General features: G+C 59.5%; 13 protein-coding genes. 5 read left to right on the forward strand and 8 right to left on the reverse strand.

Going from position 1 to position 16,671, the window contains the following annotated elements; genetic code table 11:
- Positions 1–38: 38 nt before the first annotated feature.
- Positions 39–962 (forward strand): NADP-dependent oxidoreductase, encoded by a 924-nt coding sequence (locus ACEN8Q_RS05705; RefSeq protein ID WP_413704693.1) that lies wholly within the window; start codon positions 39–41, stop codon positions 960–962.
- A 20-nt stretch (positions 963–982) separates the two neighbouring features.
- Here the strand turns inward: ACEN8Q_RS05705 and ACEN8Q_RS05710 are convergent, their stop codons facing one another.
- Positions 983–1,894: a LysR family transcriptional regulator gene (locus ACEN8Q_RS05710; RefSeq protein ID WP_413704694.1), complete on the reverse strand. Its 912-nt coding sequence runs from the start codon at positions 1,892–1,894 to the stop codon at positions 983–985.
- A gap of 122 nt (positions 1,895–2,016) precedes the next feature.
- On the opposite strand from ACEN8Q_RS05710, the gene ACEN8Q_RS05715 reads away from it, so the two are divergent.
- Positions 2,017–2,916, forward strand: coding sequence for a pirin family protein (locus ACEN8Q_RS05715; protein WP_413428640.1), 900 nt, complete (start codon positions 2,017–2,019; stop codon positions 2,914–2,916).
- A gap of 68 nt (positions 2,917–2,984) precedes the next feature.
- Here the strand turns inward: ACEN8Q_RS05715 and ACEN8Q_RS05720 are convergent, their stop codons facing one another.
- The gene (locus tag ACEN8Q_RS05720) at positions 2,985–3,407 is read right to left on the reverse strand and encodes a hypothetical protein (protein WP_413428634.1); all 423 of its coding nucleotides are present in this window, start codon (positions 3,405–3,407) and stop codon (positions 2,985–2,987) included.
- Positions 3,408–4,000: 593 nt separating this feature from the next.
- On the opposite strand from ACEN8Q_RS05720, the gene ACEN8Q_RS05725 reads away from it, so the two are divergent.
- The 3 genes from ACEN8Q_RS05725 to ACEN8Q_RS05735 all read left to right on the forward strand — a co-directional run bounded on the left by ACEN8Q_RS05725 (position 4,001) and on the right by ACEN8Q_RS05735 (position 6,357).
- Entirely contained in the window at positions 4,001–5,548 is a 1,548-nt protein-coding gene (locus ACEN8Q_RS05725) for a transglycosylase SLT domain-containing protein (protein ID WP_413428633.1), read from the forward strand.
- A gap of 204 nt (positions 5,549–5,752) precedes the next feature.
- Positions 5,753–6,118 carry a hypothetical protein gene (locus ACEN8Q_RS05730; RefSeq protein ID WP_413428632.1) on the forward strand — a complete coding sequence of 122 codons (366 nt, stop codon included), beginning with the start codon at positions 5,753–5,755 and terminating at the stop codon, positions 6,116–6,118.
- Between the two features lie 11 nt (positions 6,119–6,129).
- Positions 6,130–6,357, forward strand: coding sequence for a YMGG-like glycine zipper-containing protein (locus tag ACEN8Q_RS05735; RefSeq protein WP_413428631.1), 228 nt, complete (start codon positions 6,130–6,132; stop codon positions 6,355–6,357).
- A gap of 443 nt (positions 6,358–6,800) precedes the next feature.
- On the opposite strand, the gene ACEN8Q_RS05740 is transcribed toward ACEN8Q_RS05735, so the two are convergent.
- The 6 genes from ACEN8Q_RS05740 to ACEN8Q_RS05765 form a co-directional block, all read right to left on the reverse strand.
- Positions 6,801–7,733 (reverse strand): transporter, encoded by a 933-nt coding sequence (locus ACEN8Q_RS05740; protein ID WP_413428630.1) that lies wholly within the window; start codon positions 7,731–7,733, stop codon positions 6,801–6,803.
- A gap of 349 nt (positions 7,734–8,082) precedes the next feature.
- Entirely contained in the window at positions 8,083–8,760 is a 678-nt protein-coding gene (locus ACEN8Q_RS05745; protein ID WP_413426999.1) for a DUF3313 domain-containing protein, read from the reverse strand.
- A 284-nt stretch (positions 8,761–9,044) separates the two neighbouring features.
- Positions 9,045–10,472 (reverse strand): GGDEF domain-containing protein, encoded by a 1,428-nt coding sequence (locus ACEN8Q_RS05750; protein ID WP_413704695.1) that lies wholly within the window; start codon positions 10,470–10,472, stop codon positions 9,045–9,047.
- A 146-nt stretch (positions 10,473–10,618) separates the two neighbouring features.
- A complete protein-coding gene (locus ACEN8Q_RS05755; RefSeq protein ID WP_413426993.1) occupies positions 10,619–11,578 on the reverse strand; it encodes an alpha/beta fold hydrolase in 960 nt (319 codons plus the stop codon).
- Between the two features lie 16 nt (positions 11,579–11,594).
- A complete protein-coding gene (locus tag ACEN8Q_RS05760; protein ID WP_413704696.1) occupies positions 11,595–13,007 on the reverse strand; it encodes an NAD(P)-binding protein in 1,413 nt (470 codons plus the stop codon).
- Between the two features lie 197 nt (positions 13,008–13,204).
- Positions 13,205–16,594, reverse strand: a complete 3,390-nt coding sequence (locus tag ACEN8Q_RS05765; RefSeq protein ID WP_413704697.1) for an Ig-like domain-containing protein — start codon at positions 16,592–16,594, stop codon at positions 13,205–13,207.
- Positions 16,595–16,671: the final 77 nt, after the last annotated feature.

A 16,671-nucleotide genomic window follows, 5' to 3' on the forward strand; every position in this document is an offset into this window, starting at 1 on the left:
GCAGTGTTTTCCTCCCTTATTCAATAGTCGAGACCTCCATGAAAGCCATACGCGTGTACGAATACGGCAGCCCTGAAGTTTTACGTCTGGAAGACATTACAGACCCGGTGGCAGGTATTGGTGAAGTGCTGATCGATGTCGGCGGGGCAGGGGTCAACCCGATTGACTGGAAGATCCTGTCCGGTGCCATGAAAGCGTTCATCCCGTTACCGCTGCCGTTTACCCCGGGAGTCGAGGTGGCCGGTACCGTGATCGCGCTGGGGCAGGGCGTCACTGAGTTCAGCATTGGCGATGAAGTGTTCGGCTTCATCAACATCGTCGGCGGTTATGCGACCAAGGCGGTTGCCCAGGTTGCAAAGCTGGCGATAAAACCCAAATCGCTGAGTGCCTTGCAGGCCAGCGCTGTCCCCGCAACTGCCCTGACGGCCTGGCAAGCCCTGACCGACCACGCTGGCGTGCAACGGCGGCAGAAGGTGTTGATCCATGCCGCGGCCGGTGGTGTGGGCAGCATGGCGGTGCAGATTGCCAAATACCTGGGCGCTGAAGTCTACGCAACGGCCTCTGCGCACAATCATGCCTACCTGAAGGACCTCGGTGCCGATTACACCATCGACTACAGGACCCAGGCATTCGACGAGCTGGTGGCCGGTGTCGATGTCGTACTGGATCTGGTGGGCGGCGAAACGCAAAACCGTTCGTTCAAAGTTCTGAAAAGAAACGGTGTGCTGGTCTCGCCAGTGAGCCTGCCGAATATGTCGCTGGCCAACGACTATGGCGTGACCCCCGCCAACTTCGCCACCCGTTCCGATGGCCGACAGCTCACGCTCATTGCCGAACTGTTCGACAAGGGCCACCTCACGGTCGACGTCGAGGCCTACCCGTTGAGTGAGGCCAAAGCGGCGATCGAGAAAAGCATGGGCCGTCATTTGCGGGGCAGGCTTGTCCTCGATACAACCCGGTAAGTCGCCAGCATCGGGTGCGGTTACTGATAAACCTGCGGTACATCTGCCGCATTCATCTTCCGAATCACCAAACCGATGAACGCCGACACTGCGGGCGGAAGCTGTCGGCGGCTCGGATACAGCACATTCAGGCCGTAGCCGTTGGGCTGGTATTGAGGCAACACCGGGACCAGTACGCCGGTATCCACTTCAAGCTTGGCCATCAGCGGCGGCAGCAACGCGATGCCGAGGCCCGCCACGGCGGCCTTGCGCTGCGACTGAGCGGTATTGCCGCTGAAGCGCCCGGTCACTTGTATCTCTTCCTCACCCTTCGGGCCGATCAAATACCATGTGGCATGGCCGCCGGGATGCGCGGAAATCACGCAGTCGTGGCTCGCCAGGTCCTGTAGCGTGCGGGGTGAGCCACGCGCCGCGAGGTAGTCGGGGCTGGCAACCATCCCGACGCTGCGCGGGTCAAGGATCTGACGACCGACATAGCCTGAATCGCGCAAGGGGCCGCCGCGAAAGGCGACATCGATCTGCTCGGCGATCAGGTCGGCCTTTGCATCGCTGAGCACGAAGTCGAGTCGCACGCGTGGATACGCGGTCAGAAACTCGCTCACCCACGCCATCTCGAAGAAGTCGAAAAAGTCTGCCGGAGCCGCCACGCGAACCCGGCCACTGGGCTCGCTACTGCCCGTGATCAAATCCTGTCCCGCTTCCAGCAGGTCATCGACGGCACCCACGCAACGCTCATGAAAGCCCTGGCCTGCACTGGTGAGCGTGAGCTTGCGAGTGGAGCGTTGCAGCAACCGGGTGCCGAGCCGCGTTTCAAGCTGCTGGATGCGCCGACTCACGGTATTGGGCGGCATGCCCAGCCGTCGTGCGGCTTCTGCAAAGCTGCCGCAATGTACTACCTGGACAAACATGGCGATGTCATTGAGGTCGAGCATGGCGGGGGATTCCTGATGCTGGTGGACGAGTGCAATCCAATTGTACCGTCTTATCAAGTAATCAGGCCTGGCCTATTGTCTGGAGCATCGGGCCGAAAGGCCGCCAACTTCGAGTATTCACGATGCCTTTCAAGCAACAACCTCAGATCGATACACAAGACACCGTTACCCGGCGGGCCATCCGCTACCGCACCACCGGCAGTGGGCATGGCGCGATTGTCCGGTTGATGAGCCCTTCGGATCTTGGCCACCTGATCAAGCCTTTTGTGTTCCTTGACCTGTTTGAAGGCGAGAGCTCATTCATCAACGGCATGCCGCTGCATCCGCATTCGGGCATCGCCACTGTCACCGTCATTACCGAAGGCAATTTGCGTTTTGAGGATGCTGATTCGGGTACGGGGATGATTGACTATGGCGGTGTTGAATGGATGCGCGCGGGTGGCGGGGTCTGGCATGGCAAGGAAATGTCGGTCGGTACATCGAAGCGCATTCAAGGTTTTCAGCTGTGGGTCGCATTACCGCCGGCATTGGAAAACGCCAGTGTCGATAGCCAATACCTGGAGTCAGGCGCGATGCCGCAAACGGGACCGGCGCGTGTGATCCTGGGGACGTACCAGGGTGTGCAAAGCCCGGTCCGTGCTCCCGCTGGCATGAACTACCTGCTGGTCACGCTGCCTGCCGGAGAATCCTGGACTTATGTGCCGCCCAAGGGGCATGAGTCGTTGTGGCTGAGTGTCAGTCGCGGGGTCCTTGGCGCTCCGGAGGTGGTCATGACGGGAGAAATGGTCGTCTTCGAACCCGGTAGCGGCAGCGTTACGCTCAAGGCCGGGCACAGCGATACGGTCTTCGTGATCGGCTCCGCGGAGCCTCATCCTTATGATCTCTCGCTGGGAAACTACTCGGTGCATACCAACCCGCAAGCCTTGCGTGCCGGGGAGGCGAAAATCGCCGAGATCGGTGCCCGGCTGCGTGAATACCTGAAAAAACCAAACGGGTCAGCCAGCGTGCCAGTTTTCAAGTAACCCGAGCGTGCGGTCTGAATCAGCTGCAAACGTCGCAAACGACCCATGGCAGACATGCTGAACAGCCATTACGGCGTCGGCAATCCCAGTCGACGTGCTTCGTCGCTCACATTCATCCTCGCGCCCTTGAGCGTCGGTCGATGGCCGAGCAGCCGGGTGGCAGGCTCCAGGCTGTCATCCGCAGGCACGAGCAACGCCTGCAAGCTCAATGGATCGATAACACCCCAGTTGGATAAATCGGAACAACCGCTACCGCTGCATACCGCCTGGTAGACGATTCGTGGGGCGCTGTTCGCGTCGGTGTCGCACGTGCCTCTTATGAAATCGACGTTGCTGTACCGCAGGAGTGTCGAACGCGGACCACGTTCTACACGCAGTATGACGTCAGCGCCTTCAGTCGATCGTAATGGCAGGGTCGTGTCGACGCTCATGGTGACTGTGGCTTCACCACACTGGAATACCTGTTCGGCCAGAACCGATTGAGAAGCCATTGTGAGCAGGAGGGAACAGCTGGCGATCCGTAGCATGCTGGTAGCTCAGAAATATACAAAAAGCGGATGCTAGCAGACCTGTCTGCGAACCGGATGGAAACCACACACTCCCATAGTTTTGAAGTCCGCAATCTGGCCGATTGCTGACTGTCTCGAAGGGCAGCAACCGACCCATAGCTGCCGGTGGGAGCCGACAGAAACCCGCCAAAAGCAGACTGAATCGCCGCATCTTTCAAAGACTCTCTCCAAGCTCTGAAAATTGCGTTATCAGAATTTACTGGCGATAACTGTATTGCGCCGCTGAGTCGGCGATTGGAGGCTTCCATGTTGGGGCAGCTCTACGCGCAGTTACCTGGATCAGGGGCTCGTCTGCGGTGCGTGCCTGTTGTCGCGACGGTTCCAGCATGTGTCAAAAACATCGCGGCTTTCACACAGGCATCTAAACTTGTCTGTTGGGAAGGGCTTAGTTAAACGTGAATTGAGTCGCGGTGACTGGTTAGTAACGATACTGCTGTCGCGTTCTGTCGCGCCCCCATGCTTAAACCATCGCTAAGCAGTAGTAGGGCCGTTCGCGGCACAATCGGAGCGCAATCATGCTGAACCTGTCGCAGCAACTTCACCCCGTGGAGCATCGCGCGACGCGCTTGCGGCTGATCATAGTTGGACTGGCGACCATTCTATGGGCCATGCACATCGGCCCGGCTCTTGCCGCTGATGCAGTCAAATTCTCAGAGACACCGCCCTCGGAGACGCTCACCGTCGATCCGAGTGAGATCCAGAAGCCGTGGACCGGTGATCTTGAGGCGATGAAGGACCGGCGGATCATTCGCGTCCTCACGATCTATAGCAAGACCTTTTACTTCGTCAACAAGGGCACCCAGCGCGGCGCGACCTACGACTGGTTCAGTGTGTTCGAGAAGGAACTGAACCAGAAGATGGCGCCTTCAAAGTCGGATGCAAAGAAACATCTGAAGGTTCAAGTGGTCTTCGTTCCAGTTAGTCGGGACCAACTACTGCCGGCGCTAGTTGCCGGGAAGGGTGATATAGCTGCGTCCAACCTCACCATTACCCCTGGGCGACGGGAGTTGGTGGACTTCTCTGTGCCCGCGTATACCAATGTCAGCGAAGTGATCCTGTCCGGTCCCACTTCACCACAGGTCGTCAGCATCGACGATCTGGCGGGAAAGGAGGTATTCGTTCGCAAGTCTTCCAGCTACTACGAGAGTCTGGTCGAGCTAAACAAGCGCTTTTCCGCAGAAAGTCGGCCCCAGGTGACCATCAAGTTGGCGCCGGAGGAGTTGGAGGACGAGGATCTGGTCGAGATGCTGAATGCCGGACTGCTACCACTCATCGTCATGGACAAGCACAAAGCGGACCTCTGGAAGCAGGTCTTTCCCAAGGTAACGGTCCATGAAGGGATTGCCGTCCGCACGGGAGGAGAAATTGCCTGGGCGATACGGAAGGGGAGCCCGCAACTCAAAGCTGCTGTAGATGACTTTGTCGCCCGTCACGGAAAAGGAACCAAGACGGGAAATATGATTCTGGTGCGCTATCTGAAGAGCGCAAAATACATCAAGGACGCGGCATCCACGTCGGAGCGGAAGAAGTTCCTCGATTTGATTCAGTTCTTTAAGCAGTACGGCGACAAGTACAGTGTCGACTGGCTGCTGATGGCTGCTCAGGGATACCAGGAGTCGCGGCTTGATCAATCCGTTCGAAGCCCTGTGGGAGCCATCGGCGTGATGCAGGTCATGCCGGCGACAGGCAAGGAGCTGAAGGTAGGTGATATCAGGCAAACCCAGCCGAACATCGAGGCTGGAGTCAAGTACATGCGGACGATGATAGACAGGTACTACGGTGACGAACCGATGACCGAGTTGGATAAGGTCCTGTTTACCTTCGCGTCGTACAACGCCGGTCCCGCCCGAGTTGCCCGATTGCGCGAGGAAGCCGCCAAGCGCGGGCTGGATCCCAACATCTGGTTCCATAACGTCGAGTACGTTGCTGCCGAGCGAATCGGCGCGGAGACAGTGACTTACGTCAGCAACATCTACAAGTACTACATTGCCTATCGGCTGATCATGGAAGCGCGGGAGGCGAAGCAGCGCGCGGCGGAAGGGATCACGGCTGAGCCTGATTAGGACTGCCGCGTAGTTCGTGTGCAGCGGGAGCAATTGTGGGCGCGGGCATTGATATTCGGGCCCCGGCGATAGTCCGATAAAGCTCCGGTGTGCTTTTCCGGTTCGAAGTGCGTTCTGGCGAAGCGACCTAGGGCCCCGGTGCACACCGCACCACGGCGTTGAGGTTCAGCCTGTCGAGGAGGGAAGACGATGAGAGCATTGCGAATGAGTACGTTGGTAATGGCGGCATGCATGACCCTGGCGACGGCATCGGGCATTACCCGTGCCGAAGAGGTTGCCATGATCACCGGCGAGCAATGGGTGCAGTCGTCGGAGCAGCTCAAGAAGGTCTATCTCATCGGCATCGCCAACGCTTATCAGGTGGAGAGGGCCTACTATGGGTCGAAGCCGCCATCCGATGAGCAGAGCCTGATTCCGCGTTTCGGCAAGGGCCTGAAGGGCCATACGCTCGACAGTGTGCGCGAAGGGCTGAACCAGTGGTACGCCGCCAATCCCGACCGCGTGAAACGCCCCGTCATCGAGACCATCTGGTTCGAGATGGTCTTGCCCGGACTGAAACAGAATAAGTAGCGGAGGTGAACATGAAGAGGTTGCAATTGTTTGCCGCAGTCCTCACCGCAGCGAGCGTGATCGGTTGCACCTCGATGACTGCTAAGCAGCAGGGGACGGTGAGCGGTGCGGCTATCGGTGCTGCGGCCGGCGCTGGCATTGCCGCGATCTCCGGTGGCAGTGGATGGACTGGCGCTGCGATTGGTGCCGTCGCCGGCGGGGTTGCCGGTAACATCAAAGGCAGTAGGCAGCAGAAGTAGACGGGCCAATCCTCGCTACGGCAAGGGCCTCCCTATGACATGGATCATCGGCAGGCCCAATCAGCCGCGCTCCACCTCGACACCGGGGGGGCTGTACCCTTCAGCTCGTCGCGTCGCCCTGAAGCAGCGACGCAGCAGATCGAGAGTTCCTACTTGCACAGGCAATGGCCTGTTTCCAGCAGCAGGTTCTGCCCCCCCGAGCTCGACGTTGCCGAGCACGGGCTTGCGCGAGCGGGTTGTCCTGCGACAGCGCGATGATAGACAAAAAGAGGGGACGATTACTTCCGTACTCCAAACGTCCACTACTGACCGAATAGCAACGGACTTTCCTCGACCGGTTGAATCCACAGCCGATACCTGCCTGTCACAATTGGCAGGTAACAACCAGCATCAGACAAATGTCTCACGAACGCATGAATGGAATGTAGCGTAAGTCCCAGGTTTCAAAGCCCTCCGCCGAAGCGATACTGCCAGACGATGCCAATAGCATCGTATTCGCTGCCGGTACGGGTATGCGCACCATCACTCGCAAACAGCTTTAGTGAGTGATTTCGGTTCAACGGCAGCGAGAGGGTGCCCCCATAGCGTGTATTTTCCTGAAAGTCGTGGTTACCGACCCCATCGACTGAGGTACTCCCGCCAGCGAAGTAGGTCCCATCCAGCGAGGCCCAGACACCGTTTCTAAAGGCATAGATAAGATGCACCTGTGCCTGGTAAGTCGGGTTCTGGGAAAATGTACGGTCGCCAAGGTACTGGTCATTGTCGGTGTAAAAGGTTCCCGCACCGGATAATTCCAGGGTCACGGGTCCCAAGCGCTTGGAAATCCCAAGTTCGGGCTTGAATGACCAGCGGTTGTTGCCGAGATTTACCAGCTTACTGGAGTCGTATTGGCCAAGTGGCGCCGTAATTGCCAGGCTGGCGCCGATAATCACATCCTGTTGATAGCTGGGGAACTCAGCCAGGGACATCGCCGGGGCGCCATATAAGTTGACCGAGAAGCGGAATCTTGGATCGATCAACCCAGTAACATTTCGCTCCTTGGGTTCACCGGCGAACAGGGCCGAGCCCGTCAATCTGGCTTCAGGCACGACGATATCGAACTTCCCGGAGCGGCCCCAGACGTCCAGGGACCTGGCAAAGGCAAACACGACAGTCTTGATGTTGAGCTTGGCATCCTCGAGTGGGACTGAGGGGTTGGCGGTTACGCTACCATGGAGGTCGCTGTACCCCATGAGCAGGAAATTGATACCGACCGGCGTATTGGCGTAGGACCTGGGTTCGAGATCCTCTGCGACTGCACTGGGGGCTAAGATGATGAGCGAAGCGGATGCGAACCGAGCCAGCCTGACGACACAGAGTTTGTGTTCCATCCACATTCGCTCGCTTCCTGTCAGGACCTCAGGGTTCTATGTATTGTTGTAGTGCATCTGCATTCGTTTAGCACTTACAGCTGCCGCCAGCATTGTGTGATCGCACTTACTGTTTGATCGGATACTCCTGGTCGATCAGTGACTAGGCATACTGTTTAACAGATGAGGGGTGCCTCCCTGATTTCGTGGACAACTCGAATTCTTATAACAAGGCGCTGCAAGAGACAGATCGCCTGGGTTTCCTAAGACGAAATCGACGGGCAGCTTTTGGCCGATTGTTGCCTGCCACGACCGGTTGAATCCACTACCGACAGTTGCCCTTCGTGAGAGGCCGCAACTGATCCAAAGAGTCAGTTCAACTGTGGACGAACGTCCAGAGATCGGTATTCAATTTTTCGATAGCGGTTTTAAAGTCTTTGGTGGTGATTTGCTGACTCTCGTTCTCTAGCTGGCTGCCGAATACCTTGCGCACCACTTTGGCCATTGTCTGATGGGTTCTCGCGTCAATGAATTCGGCTTCGATGAACAGATTGGTGTCTTGATCCCGGTGACCGGTGGCTGCCTGTGTCGCTCCGACAACGGCTGCGATCGGCATCACTTCATACCACTTCATGCCCTCGTTCGAAGCGCTGACGCCGGTGATCGCCGCACGCAGGATCAGGGGGTGTGACCCGGCCGGTGCAGCGGCCGCGTTAGACACCCTCTGGTATTTGCGGCCCAGCACGAGTTTGGCCTTTCTGGACATGAAATCCTGCAAGTCGGCCAGCGTCTGCTGATTGACCTGCTCATTGGGTTTCGGCGCGGGATAAAACTCCAGCGTTCTGAACGCTATGGTGTCGTACGCATTCGGGTTCCACGACGGGCTTACCCAGCGCAGTGTCTTCTCACCGGTGGCAGTGGTCACTTCTTCCAGGTTGTTGTAGTTGGACAGGAAGCCGGAGTACTGCTCGCGCTCAGTGACCTGGGAGGTGCAGCCGCCGAGTAGCAGGCAGACTAGTGCGACGCCGACAAACACTTTATGGGCCAAGGTCATGTTGGGTTCACTCCAGGATCAAGTCGTGTTCCGTCAACAGAAAACCAGAAACGCAATGCCATGTTTCAAGCTTGAATCCAGGTGTTGTCGAACTGACCGGAGATTGGATTGCCCATTGTGGACCGGGAATGCTCCACCGGCATGTAACCGGGCAAGATCTTTGTCCAACTGATGTCGGTGTCCTGATCCAAAGCATAGGTGGCCCTGTGGCAATACGTCAGGTTTCGTAACGCTGCGATTGCTGCCCGATACGGCGCTGCCAGGCAACGGCTTCGCGACGATGGTCAGGGCAGAGGCTGGAGGCTGGTTTTGAAGGTGGTGACCACTCGGTTACGGCCTTCGTGTTTAGCGTGATACAGGCGTTGATCGGCTGTGCGCAGAATTGCCTCGATGGTGTCGCCGTCGCGACCGGATTGCGATACGCCGATGCTCACCGTGACCACGGTTGAGCGCTGCAGGCCATGAAAAGAACTATTTGCAACGGTGCTTCGCAGACGCTCGGCGATTTCGTGCGCGCCTTCAAGTGAAGTCTGGGGCAGCAGTATCATGAATTCTTCCCCGCCCACTCGGGCTACGCCGTCATACGGCCGAATCGAATCCAGGCATTTCTCCACGAAACTCTTCAGGATGTCATCGCCAACCTGGTGCCCGAAGCGATCGTTGATGGACTTGAAATTATCCAGATCGAGTGCCAACACGGAGAACGGCGCACCGCCGCGTTTGGTCCGGCCAATTTCGACGTCGACCCGCTCCATGAAGCGACGCCGATTTTCAGCGCCGGTCAGTGGATCGGTCGCCGCAAGGTGCCCGAGTTCCTGATTGGTGCGCTGGAGTTCCTGCAGAGCGCTCTCGGCATACGCCATCGCTTCGGCAAGACGCACCATCAATTCCTCTTGGCTGTAGATCTTCGAAAACGACCGCGTGGTGAGGAACGCTTGCACCACCCCATAGCTCAGCATGAAGAATCCACCGGCGAAGATCGCATGAGCGAGCCACCACATATGGTTCCACGGACGCGCAAGGATGAAGGCAAGAGATGACAGCGCGAACGCGGTGACCGAGATGATGAAAATTATCATCAGCGGCGAACGGATACGGCGCAACAGAAGTATGGCCGCGGTCAATGCGGAAAGAACGAGGGCGCCACCCTCCATGGAGAGGCGCACCGCGAGATTGCCGGCGATCGGCAAGTTCGCGACGTACGCCACTGCCAGGTCAACCAGCAGGAACAGTCCTATCCAGGTCAGCCACGGGTGGGCCTTCATTCGTTGGTCCGCGGCATCAGGTGGGCGGTGGTACGACAGCATTCCGACCAACAGCAGAATCGACATGACCAGTCGAGAGGCTGGTCCATAAAGCAGGAAGAGCCAGATATTGTGGTGTGCAAGCCCTGTGAACGCACCATGCAACGCGTAGATCAGTACAAACCCGAGGAAACCAAGCGTCATCCATCGTAGCAGCGGATCCCCCGATGACTGATAGCAGCGCCACGTTACGTAAGTGACAAACGAGCCCGCCAGGGTGGCTGTGATGATCGCGATTACATGGAACAGGTGATTCTCGAATACAAGCGTGGGGTCCTGGAAAAAGTACAAGTAGCCAATCAGATAGGCCGGAACGAACGCAAACCCTGCGAGCAGCAAGTAGGCGTAAACCTTGACCATGAGGCGAACGGCTACAGGTGACTCGTCGGTGGCGATGAGATTGCTCATGGTTCCCTCCAGTTTTAAATCCGCATAGCCAACACCGGTCGGGTGTTGAAGCCGCCTGCATGCCAACAGTCTCTCGCATCACTACGCAAACATGGGATGGAGCGATCTGCGGCATTTCAATTATGGATAAGAATTCAACCTGCGGATCAGAGTTTTTTCAGGAAGCCCAGCAGCAGCTCATTGACCTCTGTCGCGCGCTCTTGCTGTATCCAGTGGCCGGCACCTTCGAGGATATGACACCCGCGCAGTTGCGGCAGTGTCTGCGCGAAGGCTTCGATCTGCCGCGGGGAGCCCGCAAACTTCAGCACGCCGTCGCGGCTGCCGGCAATGAACATCGACGGCTGCCGGATAATGCAACCACGCCAGGGTGCCAGCAGTGCCCATGAACGCGTCATGTTGCGGTACCAGTTCAGGCCGCCGCGAAATCCGCTGCGGGTGAATTCGCGGGTGTAGCAGGCAATATCCTCAAGGCTTAGCCAGGCTGGCAGGGTTTTGGGTTCGATCATCGCCCCCAGGAAGCCCTGGCCCGGCTGCAGCTGGCCGAACACCGGCCAATCGGGCCCGTCACCCGAGCCATTGAAGTAGATGCGCCGGATCGACGACTCGACGTCCCTTTCCAGTTCGGCCTCGGCCACACCCGGCGTCTGGAAATACTGGATGTAGAAGTCACGGATGCCCCGCGAGGCAAGCGCGCCGAGGAGCTCCACGCGCCCCGGTGGCGAGAAGGGAACGCTCATGCCGACCACGGCGCGGAACAGATCGGGCCGCATCATTGCTGTGCTCCAGGCCACCTGCGCGCCCCAGTCATGGCCGACGATGACGGCTTGCTGTTCGCCGAGTGCGTGGACCAGCTCGACCATGTCGCCTACCAGGTGCAGCATGGTGTAGGCGTCGGGTTCGGCCGGTGCATCTGTGCCGCCATAGCCACGCATGTCGGGCGCGACCGCTCTGTAGCCAGCGGCCGCCAGCGCAGCAAGCTGGTTACGCCACGAGTACCAAAGCTCCGGGAAACCGTGGCATAGCAAGACCAGCGGGCCACAACCTTGCGTTGCGATCTGCATGCGGATGCCATTGATATCGAGCAGTTCGAGGTGTGGCTCGTTCATGTGCGCTTCCTGCGATTCAAGCGATGGCCCCCAGCAACCGTGGCAAACTCGCCAGAGCCTGCTGCCTGCCGACAGAGAGCCGATGCAGCTGTGCCAGTTTTTCGGTGTCGGTTTCTTGCAAACCCCTGACCACCGCCGTCATGAAGTACAAGCGCGACTGCCTGATCCAGCGGTTAAGGCCGTCATGCTCTCCCCAGCGTAGCTGGTTACCCAGGTAGACCGCCCAGATTCTGATCCAGTCCGTGGGGACGTGAGGCGGGGGGACCATCATGCACAGCGAGTTCATTTGCGCTTGATCGACCAGGTGGCTTTCCACATAGGCGATCAAGGCCGCGCTGAACACGGGTTGGCAGCTGCTGACCATCAACAGGTTGATCTTGCCGCCGTCGAACACCTTCATTTCAGGGAGTGTCGGGATGGCACTGGCGCTGCAATCGATGTGCAGGGCACTTGGGCTCGTGGCGATGTTGCCCTGCTCGAGCACGATGCACGTTGGCTCGATCACTCGCACTCTCCCCAGACGCACAATGTTGTCGATGCGTCGAAGCTCGCGTAATTCCGCCTGTGTGACGGTGGCGCAGCGGTAGGCAGTGGGTTCGACGGACTTGTCCAGGCGCAGGAGCTGGCCCGCCGCCTCGAGCCTGGAGAACAGGTCCGGGATCGAGTCTGCGGCTGCGATGGCCTCGAACTGTGCCGTGACACCGCCGATTGTTCGTTCGAAGTTGTCGAGGCCGGGTTGCATGTTGGCCCGGTCGATCAACCACGGATCGTTCGGCATGATCCAGCAGATTGTTGCGGGCGCAACACCGTTTTGCAGCAACCACAGGCAAGCGTCGATCCCGGTCTTGCCCGAGCCCACCACTACGTAGCTGGAGTATGGGTGCCGGATTTTCGGCAAGTCGTTCAGCGGCACGCATTGCACGCCGGGTTCCACCTTGTACCTGGGCGGGTGGGTCGAGGGAACTGCTGTCTGCGCATGGGTGGCGTCTACCACCTTTTTGTGCACCCGGACCTGATGGTTTACGCCGCTGACCAGCGAGGTAAACCGGTGGTCGTCAAGGCGGTCGCCGGTGTAGTTGCACATGGGGAAATAACGGACTCGACCTGACGGCAGAAACCGCTGATTCATCACCTGGTCGAAGTAACTCACCACCTCGGCACCGGAGGCCAGCTCATACAAGCCCTCGTTCAGTGCCGTCGTGTCTTTCGTTCCGCTGCCCAGTTCGCGTGAGTTGACGCCATAGCAGGTCGAGGGCTGGTGCAAGCGGACGAAGGGGTAGGCATCATTCCAGTGACCACCAGGCCGTTCGTGTCGATCCACTATCACGATGCGTGCATTCGTTTCCTCGAGTAGCGTATCGACGAAAGCCATGGCCGTCGCGCCAGCACCGATGATCAGGTAGTCGGTTTCGATCGGATTTGCGTCCATATGGTTGCACCTTCCTGAAGGTTGCCGCCCCTCAACCTCAGTAGATTAGCCAGCGATGCCGTGTGCAATAGAACGAATGCTCCTCACCCACATAACCAATGGAGTTAATGGCTGCAGCCTGAATGTCCTGGCTCAAATCGGCATGCACGAAGAAGCATCCAGCTACGCGGCCCGGATTTAATTTAACCCGTTGTCACTCAACGCGCCGCTATCGGCACCGTCACGGTTTTGCCGAAGGCCGACTGAACGGTCACCGTCGCGCCAGGCGCCGGGCCACTGCCGGTGGTCGTCACCGCTATCTGCCAGCGCGCGCCTGCCGCCGTCGGCGTCAGGGTGGCGGCGCCAAGGCTCACTGGACCTGAGGTGGTCGTGGCAGTCGCCGTGATGGTATTGCCCGTGCCACGCGAGGTGGTGCCGGACAGGACCCAGTAGTAGCGGCTGTTGCTGCGGGCGGTGACGGTAGCGCTGGTGACGATCAGGTTCTCGGCGACCGCCGCCGAGACCGCCACGGACACCGTCGTCGGTGCCGACTCCGCCCCCTTGGCATCGGCGGCCTGATAGGTAAAGGTCGCGGTGAACGGCGCGGGGACCGTGGCCGGTGGTGTGTAGATCACGCGCAGACCATCGGTGCTGACCGTACCCTTGCCGGAGTCCGGTTGTGCCAGGCCCACCACTTTAAGCGGCACGTTACCGTCAGGGTCGGTGTCGTTGGCCAGGACGTTGATGGTCACCGGTTGGCCGTTGTTGCTGATGGCGCTGTCGGGGTTGGCAAGCGGTTTTATGTTATCGCCGTCGTTATTGTCACGTTTATCGCCAGTGCGGAAAGTCGGCAGCGCGGCGGAGTTTACGTAGGTGACGCCGTCCCAGCCGGGCAGGGGCGTTGGCATAAGCTGGAACTGGCCCGGGTGCTCGACATCCCAGCGCAGCAGCATGGAGGTGTCCTCGTGCTGGGTGTTGTGGCAGTGCTCCATGTAGGTCCCGGCGAATTCGCGGAAGCGGATGGCGATGTCCACGTCCACCGAGCTGTCGATGCCCTGGCCAATGAGATAGACGTCCTTGCGTGCCCATTTTTCCCATTCCGGCGGTGCCTTGCCGTCTCGATTGAGGACGATGCCTTCTTCGAAATGCACGTGCACCGGGTGGCTCCAACCGTTGCCGCCGTTCCTGATTTTCCACACTTCCAGGGTGCCGTCGCCAGAGAACCCGGCATCGGTCGGGCCGTTGGCCAGTTGCGGAGCGGCGCTGATGATTCGAGGGTCCATCTGGAAGCCGAAACCGCCGTCGGTCTTGATCGTCCAGGGTTGTTCGTCGGTGCCGTCGGAGCGACCGAAAGTGAATTCGCGATGGCGTGCCAGTTTCAGTTTGGCCTGCATTGCCGGATCGTCGCGGTTGATCGTCAGCGGGATCATGACCTTGCCGACCGGTTTACCCGGTTTGGCGGGTTCGTAGTCGGCGGGGTTCATGCTCACGTCCTGGCCGGCATAAGGCTGGACCACCATCTGCAGGAACTTGCCCACCACCGGGTCGCCGGCGTCCCATTCCAGCCCTTTGCTGCCCAGCTTGAGCACCGCCTTGTACTTCCCGGACAGGACATCGGCCAGGCTCAGTGGAGTACTCTCCGGACCCTTGCCGTTCTGGTGCTCCATCAGGTTGACGAAGTACAGCTTGTCGCCGGTCCTGATCCCGTTTTTCGCGAAGTTGACGATGATGTCGAACCGCTCGGCAATGCCCTGGGTGGGCAGGATGGCGTTGTGGTCCTGCACATCGCCGTCGCCGTCCAGATCCATGCTGCCATCGAACGGCACCGCGTGTTCCATAAGGTTGCCGTCGTTGCCGATCATGTGGAACGGCACGCGGGTGTAAGACACGCCGGAACCTGCCGGGCCGGGGAATTCGCCACCGCTGCCGGCGACTTCACGCACCAGCGCGATCCTGAAGAAGCGCGAGACCGAGCCGTTGAGAATGCGGAAACGATAGCTGCGCGCGCGCACGTTCAGGCGTGGCTGGTACTGCCAGTTGACCAGGATCTGGTCGCCGAGGAAGCCGTCGGTGTTGAACGGGTTGAACCACAGCTGGCCGTTCTGATCCCAGGCCTTGTCGGCCACCAGCAGGTTGACGTCATAGTCACGGTTGCCCCAGGGCAGCGCCGAACCGCTGGGCAGGCGCAGGTTGACACCGTCTTGCAGCGCTTCGTTGCCACGATCCAGGGCGCTGTAGTAGTTCATCATCGTCGCGTTGCCCTTGTAGACGTTCTGCGCGGTGAAATCGAGCATGTGGTCATGGAACCAGTGGGTGCTCATGGTTTCGCGCCAGTCGCCACGAATCTTGATGCTGCCGTTGTTGCACGTCTTCAGGCCCGGAGTGGCATCGTTGACGAACAGGGTTTCGCCCGGGGCGCAGGGGAACGCCGCGCGCGGATCCTGAGCGTTGGTGTTGATGCTGTCGTAGCCGGCCAGTTGTATCGGCCAGCGATAGTCGTAGTACTGCCCCGGAAAGAAAAATGCATTGGCATAGCCGTCGCTTTCGGCCGGGGAGTGGCCGTTGTGTTCATGGGTGCTGAGGGTGTGCAGGCCAAACCCCATGTTGGCCGACGGATCGATCGGCAGGGCGTTGTAGTGACGCATCAGCACCGGTTGGCCGTAACGCACCATCAGCAGTTTTGGCGGAAAGGTGCCGTCGAAGGTCCAGAGCGCCTTGTGGTTCTGGATCGGCATGTTGGGGTGGAAGCGGGTGTCGATGCCTTTGGTGGTGCCTGCGATGACCGGAGCATCCGAGGTCTGGTTGTAGAGCCCGCCAGGCCCGAACTCGCCGACAGCGTAGTTGTGCAACTGGCGGCGGTCGCGCATGCCGCCGTTGAGCTTGGCGCCCGCTTGAGCGGTCTTGAAGGCGACCTGCGGGTAGAACTCGTTCCAGCGCTGGTGCGACCAGCCTTTTCCTGGCGGACGACCTTCGGCCGGCGAGCCGACCGGATGGCGGTTGAGGAAGGCTTCGATCTGCGCTTTCCACGGGTTGCGGTCCAGCACGTTGGAATACTGCGACGGAAACGGGTACAGCCCCGGCTGGCGCATGAAGGCTTCCAGCGCCGCGGCCGAAGGACCGCTGCGGGCGATGTTGTTGGGGTCCTGCGTGGGCGCCGGGCCGACGAGCGGAACCGGGAAGGTCAGGGGAGGGGCCGGCAGTGTCGGGTCGAGTTTCTCCGTGCCGAATTCTTCGAACAGCAGCAGTTGCTGGGTGTACGGCTGCGCTCCGAACAATGGGCTGGGCTTGCCATTGGTGGGGATCTTGAAGGATGTCTGCAGGGCTGGCGGCAGCACGTTGTCGGCCGTTGGCGTGGTGCGGGTGCCAAAAGCGCCATTGGGCAGGGCGATGGCGCCCTGGTTGGCGGGTAGCATGGCCCGTATGGCATCCACCGCGGCCTTGGGGTCGAGCGGCGAGTTGGTAAACGCCGAGGGGTCGGTCGGTGGCGGCTGGCTGACATCGTCCAGCGGTGCGGCGTCTGCCGTGGCCAGGGACAGGAGCATCGCACAAGGCAGGCTTGATTTGCGCAGCCGGCCGAAGGAATCGCATGGTGGTGTCGCGCTTTTCATTTTTCACCCCTCCGCTGATGCTCCACCGTCTCCATGTCCGGGACGACAGGTGTTGCGGGCATAAGGGGCGGGGTGCA

It is taken from the genome of Pseudomonas sp. Pseusp16 (genome assembly GCF_047324915.1).
Taxonomy (GTDB): domain Bacteria; phylum Pseudomonadota; class Gammaproteobacteria; order Pseudomonadales; family Pseudomonadaceae; genus Aquipseudomonas; species Aquipseudomonas fluorescens_CD.